The organism is Rhizobium bangladeshense, assembly GCF_017357245.1.
GTDB classification, from domain to species: domain Bacteria; phylum Pseudomonadota; class Alphaproteobacteria; order Rhizobiales; family Rhizobiaceae; genus Rhizobium; species Rhizobium bangladeshense.
In genome coordinates this window covers 3,543,934-3,555,000 of the sequence record NZ_CP071612.1, presented here as the reverse complement: position 1 = coordinate 3,555,000, position 11,067 = coordinate 3,543,934, and the positions used below count along the sequence as shown (strand labels likewise).

Below are 11,067 nucleotides of genomic sequence, written 5' to 3'. Positions count from 1 at the left end.
ATAGTTTGTTGCATTAGACCCGAAACCGAGTGATCTAGCCATGAGCAGGTTGAAGGTTGGGTAACACCAACTGGAGGACCGAACCCGCATCTGTTGCAATAGATTGGGATGACTTGTGGCTAGGGGTGAAAGGCCAATCAAACTCGGAAATAGCTGGTTCTCCGCGAAATCTATTTAGGTAGAGCGTCGAGCGAATACCCCCGGGGGTAGAGCACTGGATGGGCTATGGGGACTCACCGTCTTACTGATCCTAACCAAACTCCGAATACCGGGGAGTACTACTCGGCAGACACACGGCGGGTGCTAACGTCCGTCGTGAAAAGGGCAACAACCCTAACCTCCAGCTAAGGTCCCCAAGTCATGGCTAAGTGGGAAAGGATGTGAGGATCCCAAAACAACCAGGATGTTGGCTTAGAAGCAGCCATCATTTAAAGAAAGCGTAACAGCTCACTGGTCTAAATAAGGGTCTTTGCGCCGAAAATGTAACGGGGCTGAAGCCATGCACCGAAGCTGAGGATGTGTAGCAATACACGTGGTAGCGGAGCGTTCCGTAAGCTGATGAAGGGAGACCCGTGAGGGCTCCTGGAGGTATCGGAAGTGCGAATGTTGACATGAGTAACGATAAAGAGGGTGAGAGACCCTCTCGCCGAAAGACCAAGGGTTCCTGCTTAAAGTTAATCTGAGCAGGGTTAGCCGGCCCCTAAGACGAGGCGGACACGCGTAGTCGATGGGAACCACGTTAATATTCGTGGGCCTGGTGGAAGTGACGGATTGCTCAACTGGTTCAGACTTATTGGATTGTCTGGGCCGGGACGCGGTTCCAGGAAATAGCTCCACCGTATAGACCGTACCCGAAACCGACACAGGTGGTCAGGTAGAGTATACCAAGGCGCTTGAGAGAACTATGTTGAAGGAACTCGGCAAATTGCACGCGTAACTTCGGAAGAAGCGTGACCCCAATTTACGCAAGTATTTTGGGGTGGCACAGACCAGGGGGTAGCGACTGTTTATCAAAAACACAGGGCTCTGCGAAGTCGCAAGACGACGTATAGGGTCTGACGCCTGCCCGGTGCTGGAAGGTTAAGAGGAGAGGTGCAAGCTTTGAATCGAAGCCCCAGTAAACGGCGGCCGTAACTATAACGGTCCTAAGGTAGCGAAATTCCTTGTCGGGTAAGTTCCGACCTGCACGAATGGCGTAACGACTTCCCCGCTGTCTCCAACATAGACTCAGTGAAATTGAATTCCCCGTGAAGATGCGGGGTTCCTGCGGTCAGACGGAAAGACCCCGTGCACCTTTACTATAGCTTTACACTGGCATTCGTGTCGGCATGTGTAGGATAGGTGGTAGGCTTTGAAGCGGGGACGCCAGTTTCCGTGGAGCCATCCTTGAAATACCACCCTTATCGTCATGGATGTCTAACCGCGGCCCGTCATCCGGGTCCGGGACAGTGTATGGTGGGTAGTTTGACTGGGGCGGTCGCCTCCGAAAGAGTAACGGAGGCGCGCGATGGTGGGCTCAGACCGGTCGGAAATCGGTCGTCGAGTGCAATGGCATAAGCCCGCCTGACTGCGAGACTGACAAGTCGAGCAGAGACGAAAGTCGGTCATAGTGATCCGGTGGTCCCGCGTGGAAGGGCCATCGCTCAACGGATAAAAGGTACGCCGGGGATAACAGGCTGATGACCCCCAAGAGTCCATATCGACGGGGTTGTTTGGCACCTCGATGTCGGCTCATCGCATCCTGGGGCTGGAGCAGGTCCCAAGGGTTTGGCTGTTCGCCAATTAAAGCGGTACGTGAGCTGGGTTCAGAACGTCGTGAGACAGTTCGGTCCCTATCTGCCGTGGGTGTAGGAATATTGACAGGATCTGTCCCTAGTACGAGAGGACCGGGATGGACATATCTCTGGTGGACCTGTTGTCCTGCCAAGGGCATAGCAGGGTAGCTATATATGGACGGGATAACCGCTGAAGGCATCTAAGCGGGAAACCCACCTGAAAACGAGTGTTCCCTATCAGAGCCGTGGAAGACGACCACGTTGATAGGCCGGGTGTGGAAGTGCGGCAACGCATGAAGCTTACCGGTACTAATAGCTCGATCGGCTTGATCGTTCTCATTGACCATGCTCATCTCCCGGCGACCGCAAAGCGGTCGTCCGGTTCGATGTGCCTGACCTTTGTCCTGACGCGCCATTGGCGCTGCGGATGGCCACGCCAAACGATTGGCGACGGCCTCTGGCCTGTATGGGTGCCACAAGCACCCGCAGCCGGAAAGATTAAAGACGTGTTCAAAAGAAACAGGCTAACGCCTGCCAGCTTCTCATCAAAAGTTGCGCTTTGCCGACCTGGTGGTTATGGCGGGGTGGCTGCACCCGTTCCCTTTCCGAACACGGCCGTGAAACGCCCCTGCGCCCATGGTACTTCGTCTCAAGACGCGGGAGAGTAGGTCGCTGCCAGGTCTGCAAATCGCAACTAAATCTTCTCATCACATTCAAACGGCCAACGCCGTCGCAAAGGGCCGCTCACAAAGCGGCCTTTCGTGTTATAATACTTCTCGCGGGGTGGAGCAGCCCGTTCGGCCTAAGATCGATCCACCGGATCGATCTCTTAACGGCCTCACATCGTCAGGCTACGCCTGACATCGCTCCCGGGCCCAAAGTCCGGAATGGTATATCGCGGGGTGGAGCAGCCCGGTAGCTCGTCAGGCTCATAACCTGAAGGCCGCAGGTTCAAATCCTGCCCCCGCAACCAAACAAAATGCCCGCCTCGAGCGGGCTTTTTGTTTGGTAACGGGTCGAGGATTTAACGCCTCATCAGGGGCCCGCAAGGAGGCAAAGCCGACGCCGCGGGACAGAAAAACCCTCAAATCCTCCACCGCAACCAATCAACTTGCAAAGTTACCGACGCAAGTCGCTTGACAGAAAGCTCCTCGACATAAACCTCGAGGAGCTTTTGCGTTTCTGCAGGGTGTTCAACTCCTCGGATGACGCCAGCTGACCTGCCACGGACCTTTCATCCGGCGCGATGAGAGCCTCTGCGGTCTTTGATACGCAATATGGCCGGTGTGCACCGGCGAAAACGCGCAGCCTTCATCTTGCACGGCGAACTACTCTTCTTGAAACTTCCTGCCCGAACGCATCATGCCCAGCGAGGGCATAACGGCGACGGCATTGTATGAGGTGCGTCGCCGTTGTACCATGTAGCCTGACAAGTGCGCGCAGTGCTCATTGTAGAGCCGGAGCCAAAGCCCGGTCGCGCGCTTCAACCCGATGAATAAGTAGCCCGGATCATGGAACTTATCGTCGCCCTTGGCCTGATCGTCTTGAAGGTCGCATTCCTGATTGCGATCCTGCTGTTGCTACCCTTGCCGCTCACCTGGCTGGAACGCAAGGTCGCCGGGCACATGCAACAGCGGATGGGGCCGATGCGCGTGGGATGGCACGGGCTGTTGCAGCCGCTTGCGGACGGAATCAAGCTCCTGACGAAAGAGGATCACATACCGGGCGAGGCCGACCGGTTCCTGTTCAAACTGGCGCCGATCCTGGCCCTCGTCCCGCCGTTTGTGGTGTTCGTCGCGATCCCCTTCGGCGAAACTGTCTCGGTCCTCGGCCACGGGATCACGCTCTACGTCTCCAACATGAATGTGGCGCTCCTTTTCGTTTTCTCGGTGATCGGGATCGAGGTTTATGGCGTCATCTTCGGCGGCTGGGCCTCGAACAGCAAATACGCTGTCCTGGGCAGCCTCAGAACCTGCGCGCAGATGATCAGCTACGAAATCCCGATGGGGTTCGCGGTCATCGGCGTGGTCATGCTGGCGCAATCCATGAGCCTTCTCGAGATCGTGCGGGCGCAGGCCGATGTTTGGAACATCGTCTACCAACCGGTCGGATTCTTCGTGTTCTTCGTCGCCGGATTGGCCGAAGCGCAGCGCATTCCCTTCGACCTCGCGGAAGCGGAAGGCGATCTAGGGGCCGGGTTCCATACCGAATACAGCGGTATCCGCTTTGCCTTTTTTATGGTCAGCGAATATGCCATCGTATTGCTTCTGTCGGTCTTGATGGTGATCCTGTTCTTCGGCGGCTGGAACGGCGTTCTGATTCCCTTGCCACCGCTCCTGTGGTTTGCTCTCAAGGTCGCGTTCTTCGTCTATGTGTTCATCTGGTTCCGCTTCACTTTCCCCCGCTACCGCTACGACCAGTTGATGGCGATCGGATGGAAAGTCTTGCTTCCTCTGTCGATGGCGAACATAATTATAACTGGCGTACTTTTAGGGGCCTTAACGGCTCCATAGCGAGGCGGCGATGTCGCGCGCGCAGGACAGAGTTGGAACATGGATTGGCTGGGCGTTCTTCGCCGATCTGGCGAATGCCTTGGCTCTGACCTTGGGATATCTGTTCGCCAAATCCGTGACCATGCAGTATCCCGACAACGAAAAATGGTTGCCCTACTCGCGTTACCGCGGGCATCACTTTCTGAAGCGTGATGAGGAGGGCGAGATCAAGTGCGTGGCCTGCGAACTCTGCGCGCGGATCTGTCCCTGCGACTGCATTGAAGTCGTCCCGTACGAGGACGAGAAGGGCAACCGGCACCCGGCGAAATTTGAAATCGACACAGCACGCTGCCTGTTCTGCGGGTTGTGCGAGGACGCCTGCCCGGCGGATGCAATCGCGCTCGGGCAACAATACGAATTTTCCAGTTTTTCTTCCGCGGACCTGGTGATCGGGCGCGACGATCTGCTCGCCAAGCCGGGTAAGGCGGCAACCGGCGGCGGCGTGGTTGCCGCGCGCCTGAATACGAAGAAGGACGTACTTGTCGAGACGAAAGAGACGCAGGGCTACAACTGGTGGCGGAATATCCGGCGAACATGAACGCGCGCCAGCCATCAAACCGAAGCGCTCAAACAGGAGGCTCAGATGTTTGTCGGTGAAATCATGAAGAACAAGGGTGTCGGTGTCATCGCAGTCGCCCCCGATCAGACGATGGTGGAGGTACTGAGGTTGTTTCGAGACAACAATATCGGCTTCGTCGTCGTGAGCCGCTCAAACAGCAAATACCTCGGTACACTGTCGGAGCGGGATTGCTGCAATGCGATGGCGGAATACGGGGCCGCGGCGGCGGCGATGCGGGTCGCGGACATCATGAACCGCAACGTGGCGACGTGCTCGACACAAGATTTGCTGCCCATTGCGATGGGGATCATGACCCAGCGGCGTACGCGCCATGTGTTGGTCACGGATGGAGGCAACGTTGTCGGCGTGGTCAGCATCGGAGATGTGGTTAAGCACCGGCTCGACGAAGCGCAGCGTACAGAGCAGGAGCTGCAGGATTACATATGCGGGGCCAGGTATCACTGACACCGCCAACTCGATGTGATGACGCTGGGGTGGGCAGCTTGCCCGCGGAGCCTTGCGGTGCCGATCCCAACTCTTCAAACCCCGCGCCAGATCCGGCCTGGGTGGTCGACGTCAAGAGTGGCATGCGCCTTCTGGACTTCCACCGCGCATGGATATTCGCCCCGACGCAGTAGGCTGTTGAGACGCAAGGCTCTATAGTTTTCCGGAACGAAGACGAGACCCTTGGGAAACCGCCTGTCGACCTTGAGCTGCGCTGTCAGTTCGCCCTGGCCGGAACGCACGGTTACCTGATCGCCATCCGAAAAGCCAAGCTCCGCAGCATCCTGCGCGCTCATTGCGACATAGGGATCGTTGGCGACCGTGTTCAGCATGTCCGACCGTTCGGAAAGATATCCGTTGTGGAACAGGCAGTCGCCGGTGATCAGCATGAGCCGGTCGGCTGCTGTTGGAACGGATGGCGGCGCAAGGAACACGCCAGCCGATAATGTTGGCACCGCCCTGGTGAATGCGCCGTCGGCGCCAAGTCCGTCCTGCGTCAACCCTTGATAGGCCGGAACGAGCCGGGCAATCTCGTTGAAAATTTCGCCTTGCGTCGATGGCCGCAGCGCCTGGTTGCGTAGCGCCGCGACGAAGTCGATAATCGCCAGATTGCCTCGCGCCTCGAAAACGGGCTCACGGAATTTGCGAACATTCTGGATCCGGCCCTCGTTGTTGGTGAACGTTCCGGATTCCTCGCCATAGCCCGCCGCGGGCAAGACGACCTCGGCCATGCCCGCCGTATCCGTGAGGAACGCGTCCTGCACGATCAGGAGATCAGCTGTGCCAAGCGCCCGCGTCACAAAGTCCCGGTCGGGATAGGCGACCAGAGGGTCGGTTCCAACGATGTAGAGCGTGCCCATCCGGCCACCGACGCAGAGCTCCAGCATGGCGTCGAGATTCGCGCCGGGTTCAGACGGGATTTGGGCGCCCCAGTTTCGTGCAAGAGCTGCGCGCGCCGCGTCATCGGCGACCGCCCGCAGCCCCGGCAGAGCCGCCGGCAGGACCCCCATGTCCCAGGCGCCCATCTGGTTGGCGCGGTCGAAGAGAAACTGCATCGCCGGGCCCTTGCCTAGCAGGCGCAGAACCTGCAGCAGGTTGTTGAGCTGCAGCAGCGTCGCGCGCGCTCCGGGCGATCTCAGGAGGTCCACGCTGACAAGCACCGTGACGCTACGGCCTTCCTTGAGCGCGATCGCCAGACGATCCGGCCCGTTGCTGCCGGTGCCCGCTGCCGGCCTGCCGATCGTCGCACCGATGTCTGCAAATGCGTCGCCCGGCAAGGTCTGACCGGCGGCCGCCATGAGCGCGGTTACCACCGCCGCAAGGCTCGCCTCTTCTCCGCCCGGCGGCACGCGAACCACCACCCTGGCATCGGCGTCCAGGCGCGAGGGCCGCGCCGAAAGCATCAGCAATCCGGCCTGCCGCCGCCGCACGGCGTCTCGCAGCAGGTATTCGGTGACGGGATTCTCCTCGCTCACGTTGCTGCCGACGATGAGCACGCAGTCGTTGCAGATTACGTCGTCCAGCGGTGTACGGCTGTAAAAAGTTCCCAATAGCGTGCCAAGCGTATCGAAGGGCGCGGCCCAGCGTGACGAACAATCAATGTTGTTGGTCCGGAATACTGTTCGCATCAGCTTCTGGAACTGATAAAGCACCTCGTTGGGCAGGCGAGGCGAGGCCAGCCCGCCGGCATTCTTGCTCTCGACAGCCAATAGTCGCCGGCGCAGATAGTCCCCCGCTTCGTCCCAGGAAACCGGAACCAGGGCTCCATTCTTACGGATCATTGGCTGCTTGATTCGGTCGCGGCTTGCGACGAAATCGAGGCCGAAGCGTCCTCGCACGCAGAGAGTTTCATGGTTGACGCCTTCGTCCCACTTCGAGCGCACCCGCATGAACTCGCCCTTGCGCGTGCCCACTGTCAGCTGGCACCCGGTGCCACAATGCGGGCAGATCGTGTCGGTCTCTACGAGATCCCAGGGGCGCGCCTTGTAGCGGTAGGGGAAGCTCATCAGCGCGCCGACCGGACAGACCTCGACGCAATTGCCGCACTGGTCGCAACTCGCCAGACTGCCCTCGAAGCCGGTGACGGCGGTATCCATGCCTTTTTCGACGGTGCCCAGCGCCACCGCGCCGACGACCTCCTCGCACATCCGGACGCAGCGCTGGCACTGGATGCAGCGGTTGACGTTCATGATGATAACCGGGCTCAGGCGAATGTCCTCGGAGTGGAACACACGTTTGTCATCGCGGAACTGGCTTTCTCGGGGCCCGTAGGCCATCACCATGTTCTGAAGCTCGCATTCGCCGCCCTTGTCGCAGATCGGGCAGTCGAGGGGGTGGTTGGCGAGCAGCATGTCGAGCATGGAAGAGCGCGTTTCCTCGATCAGAGGCGTATTCGTCCGCACGACCATTCCATCGGTGACCGCAGTAGCACAGGACGGCTGCAGCCGCCGCAGGCCCTCGATCTCCACCAGACACATGCGGCAGGAGGCCAGCGGCGGCAGACGCTTCAGATAGCAAAAGGTCGGGATATCGATGTCCAAACGTCGGGCGGCCTGCAACACTGTCGAGCCAGCCTCAACTTCCAGCATTTGTCCATCGATCGTGACTTTAAGCATGGTTTCCTCACAACCCTGATCCAGCACACTCCTTCAGTGAAACGGGCACCTCCGCTCCTCGATATGGGCGACGAATTCATCTCGGAAATGCGCGAGTGCTGCCCGCAAGCCCATAGCGGCACCGTCACCCAAGGCACAAAACGTATTGCCGAAAATGCCCTTGCAGAGCATCTCCAGCTGATCCAGATCGCCGGGTGCGCCGTCCCCGCCTTCAACCCGGCGCAGGACCTTCACGACCCAGTTCAATCCTTCCCGGCAGGGCGTGCACTTGCCGCAGGACTCATGGTGGAAGAACTCGACGATCCTGGTGGCCACCTTGACCATGCAGGTGCGATCGTCGATCACGATAACGCCAGCCGAACCGAGCATCGAGCCGGCGGCAGCCAGCGAGTCAAAATCCATCCTCACCTCCAGCCCGTGCTCAGGGATGACCGGCGCTGAGACCCCACCCGGGATCACTGCCTTGATCTTGCGTCCCGGCAAGGCCCCGCCGGCATGTTCCTCGACCAGCTCGCGCAGCGGTATGCCCATCGGCAACTCGTAGAGGCCGGGTTTGCGCACCTGCCCACTGAGGCAGTAGAGCTTCGGGCCGGGGCTCTTGTCCGGGCCGATTCCCCGAAACCAGTCCGACCCCCGCATAACGATGTGCGGCACGCAGGCCAGCGTCTCGACATTGTTGATCACAGTCGGGCTGGCATAGAGCCCGGCCACGGCCGGAAAAGGTGGCTTCAATCGCGGCTGCGCCCGCTTGCCCTCGAGCGACTCGAGCATAGCGGTCTCCTCGCCGCAGATATAGGCGCCGGCGCCGCAGTGGATGTGTACCGCGAAATTGAAATCCGAGCCGAGAATGCGCTTTCCGAGATAGCCCTGCGCGTGGGCCTCGGCGATCGCCTGCTCCAGACGACGGATCGCCGTCACATATTCTCCGCGAATATAGACATAGGCGGTTTCGGCTCCGATCGCGTAGGCACTTACCGCCAGCCCCTCGATCAGTTGATGCGGGTCGCGCTCCGTGATGATCCGGTCCTTGAACGTACCCGGCTCGCCCTCATCGGCGTTGCAACATAGGTATGTCGGCTTGCCCGCGCGCTTCGGCACGAAACCCCATTTCATGCCCGTTGGGAATCCGGCACCGCCGCGACCGCGCAGGTTGGACCGTTTGACGAGGTCGATAACCTCGTCAGGCGTGTATTCGCGCAACGCCTTCGCCAGCGCCTGGTAGCCGCCGCCTGCCTCGTAGGTCGACACCAAATGACTGTCCGCCACATCGATATTTTTGAGAAGAACCGGCTCGAACATGGCGCTACTCCCAAGGCACCCGCGCAGAGGCGCGCTCGACGCTCGCGGCTCCCGCTATCGCCCGCAGACGGTCCAGCAGTGCGTTTATCCGCGTCACATCAAGGTGGGCATGGTAATCGTCGCCGACTTGCATCACCGGAGCCATCTCGCAGGCGCCGAGGCATTCGACAGTCGAAAGGGTGAACAGCCCGTCCGGGGTGGTGTCGCCTTTCCTGATCTCCAGCACCGTTTCCAGATGGTCCAGCAGGTCCTCTGATCCGCACAGCATGCAGGAAACATTGTCGCAGAGTTGCAGGTGGAACATCCCCACCGGTTCGGTATGGAAGAGTGTGTAGAAAGTCGCCAACTCGTAGACCCAGATCCGCTCGATTCCGAGGATGTCGGCGACCTCTTCCAATACTGGTCCGGGCAGATAGCCATGTTCTTGCTGCGCGATCAGGAGCGCGGGCATGATCGCAGAGCGCTGGTCGGGATACCGCGCCGCCGCCTCTTCGATCTTTTCACGCATGGTCATCGCATTCAAATCCTTGCTACTTGTCCACCTCCGCCATCACAGGGTCGAGGCTGCCGAGCACGGCGATCATGTCCGCCAGATAGCGGGCGTTGGTGACCCCGAAGAGGGCCTGGAGATTGACGAACGAGGGGGCCCGCACCTTCATGCGGAACGGTTTTGGCGACCCGTCGCTGATGATGTAGAAGCCAAGCTCGCCCTTTGGCGCCTCGATTGCCGAATAGACCTCGCCCTTCGGCACCTTGAAGCCGTAGGCCGACAGGTCGAAATGCTGGATCAGCGCCTCCATCGAGCAGTGCACCCGATCCTTTTCCAGCGGGAAGGCGATTGTCGGCATGTCGATCTGGAACGGCCCCTCAGGCATCTGGTCGATGCATTGTTCGAGGATCCTTATGCTCTCGCGCATCTCATCGACGCGGCATCGCCAGCGTGCATAGCAATCGCCCTCGTCACGGGTGATGACGTTGAACGCGAGCCGGTCATAGATCTCGTAGGGCTCGTCGCGGCGGATGTCCCAGTCGACACCGGAAGCACGCAGGTTCGGACCGCTGAGGCCGAGATCGATGCCATCCTCTGCGGAGATCACGCCGATCCCCTTCGTGCGATCGAGAAACACCCGGTTATCTTCGAGCAGTCGCTCATAGTCGCGGATCCGGTTCGGGAAGATGTCGCAAAACTCCCGGACCTTGGGGAAGAACCCGTCAGGCAGGTCCTCGCGCACCCCGCCGACCCGGCAGAAGGACGTGTGCATGCGCGCACCGGTGATCATTTCCAGGAGATCCATGATCATTTCGCGCTCGCGCATGACGTAAAGCAGCGCGGTCATGGCGCCGAGATCCATCGGCAGCGCGCCGGTGATCAGGAGGTGACCGGAGATCCGTGCCAGCTCGGCCATCATCACGCGGATATATTGCGCTCGGATCGGCGCTTCTATGCCGAGGAGTTTCTCCACCGCCAGCGCGAAGGCGAGGTTGTTCGAGGGCGGACAGAGATAGTCGAGCCGATCCGTCAGCGGGAAAATCTGGGTATAGGTGAAGCTCTCCGCCAGTTTTTCGGTGCCGCGATGGAGATAGCCGATATGCGGATCGACGCGCTCGACGAACTCGCCGTCGAGTTCGAGGACGAGCCGAAGAACACCATGGGTGCTGGGGTGCTGCGGACCGAGGTTGAGAAGCACTTCCCTGGTATTGAGCGCTTCACCCTCGGGCCTCCTGAGCTCGGTGACTTCAGTCATCTCAACGTTCCGGCGTAG

At 59.7% G+C, this 11,067-nt stretch carries 7 protein-coding genes, 1 tRNA gene and 2 rRNA genes (1 of these 10 only partly in view); 6 read left to right on the top strand and 4 right to left on the bottom strand.

What is annotated here, in order from left to right:
• The 6 genes from J2J98_RS17225 to J2J98_RS17200 all read left to right on the top strand — a co-directional run.
• Nucleotides 1-2,109: ribosomal RNA gene (locus J2J98_RS17225) — 23S ribosomal RNA — on the top strand (it extends 692 nt beyond the left edge of the window).
• A 232-nt stretch (nt 2,110-2,341) separates the two neighbouring features.
• Nucleotides 2,342-2,456 (top strand): 5S ribosomal RNA (rrf, locus tag J2J98_RS17220).
• Between the two features lie 215 nt (nt 2,457-2,671).
• A tRNA-Met gene (locus J2J98_RS17215) sits at nt 2,672-2,748 on the top strand.
• Between the two features lie 538 nt (nt 2,749-3,286).
• Nucleotides 3,287-4,288, top strand: a complete 1,002-nt coding sequence (gene nuoH / locus J2J98_RS17210; RefSeq protein WP_064706077.1) for an NADH-quinone oxidoreductase subunit NuoH — start codon at nt 3,287-3,289, stop codon at nt 4,286-4,288.
• Nucleotides 4,289-4,298: 10 nt separating this feature from the next.
• Complete coding sequence (locus J2J98_RS17205; protein ID WP_064706076.1) at nt 4,299-4,865, top strand: NADH-quinone oxidoreductase subunit I; 567 nt, start codon at nt 4,299-4,301, stop codon at nt 4,863-4,865.
• Between the two features lie 45 nt (nt 4,866-4,910).
• Nucleotides 4,911-5,351, top strand: coding sequence for a CBS domain-containing protein (locus tag J2J98_RS17200; protein WP_064706075.1), 441 nt, complete (start codon nt 4,911-4,913; stop codon nt 5,349-5,351).
• A 74-nt stretch (nt 5,352-5,425) separates the two neighbouring features.
• On the opposite strand, the gene nuoG is transcribed toward J2J98_RS17200, so the two are convergent.
• From nuoG to nuoD, 4 genes are read right to left on the bottom strand one after another with little or no spacing between them, the layout of a single operon-like run.
• A complete protein-coding gene (gene nuoG / locus J2J98_RS17195) occupies nt 5,426-8,005 on the bottom strand; it encodes an NADH-quinone oxidoreductase subunit NuoG (protein WP_207601682.1) in 2,580 nt (859 codons plus the stop codon).
• Nucleotides 8,006-8,038: 33 nt separating this feature from the next.
• Nucleotides 8,039-9,304: an NADH-quinone oxidoreductase subunit NuoF gene (gene nuoF, locus J2J98_RS17190; protein ID WP_207601681.1), complete on the bottom strand. Its 1,266-nt coding sequence runs from the start codon at nt 9,302-9,304 to the stop codon at nt 8,039-8,041.
• A gap of 4 nt (nt 9,305-9,308) precedes the next feature.
• The gene (gene nuoE / locus J2J98_RS17185; RefSeq protein ID WP_207601680.1) at nt 9,309-9,818 is read right to left on the bottom strand and encodes an NADH-quinone oxidoreductase subunit NuoE; all 510 of its coding nucleotides are present in this window, start codon (nt 9,816-9,818) and stop codon (nt 9,309-9,311) included.
• 16 nt (nt 9,819-9,834) lie between these two features.
• Nucleotides 9,835-11,049: an NADH dehydrogenase (quinone) subunit D gene (gene nuoD / locus J2J98_RS17180; protein ID WP_207601679.1), complete on the bottom strand. Its 1,215-nt coding sequence runs from the start codon at nt 11,047-11,049 to the stop codon at nt 9,835-9,837.
• Nucleotides 11,050-11,067: the final 18 nt, after the last annotated feature.

Coding starts and splice junctions, on each gene's coding strand:
- J2J98_RS17205 (WP_064706076.1), top strand. CDS start 4,299: ATGTCGCGCGCGCAGGACAGAGTTGGAACATGGATTGGCTGGGCGTTC.
- nuoD (WP_207601679.1), bottom strand. CDS start 11,049: ATGACTGAAGTCACCGAGCTCAGGAGGCCCGAGGGTGAAGCGCTCAAT.
- nuoF (WP_207601681.1), bottom strand. CDS start 9,304: ATGTTCGAGCCGGTTCTTCTCAAAAATATCGATGTGGCGGACAGTCAT.
- nuoE (WP_207601680.1), bottom strand. CDS start 9,818: ATGACCATGCGTGAAAAGATCGAAGAGGCGGCGGCGCGGTATCCCGAC.
- nuoH (WP_064706077.1), top strand. CDS start 3,287: ATGGAACTTATCGTCGCCCTTGGCCTGATCGTCTTGAAGGTCGCATTC.
- J2J98_RS17200 (WP_064706075.1), top strand. CDS start 4,911: ATGTTTGTCGGTGAAATCATGAAGAACAAGGGTGTCGGTGTCATCGCA.
- nuoG (WP_207601682.1), bottom strand. CDS start 8,005: ATGCTTAAAGTCACGATCGATGGACAAATGCTGGAAGTTGAGGCTGGC.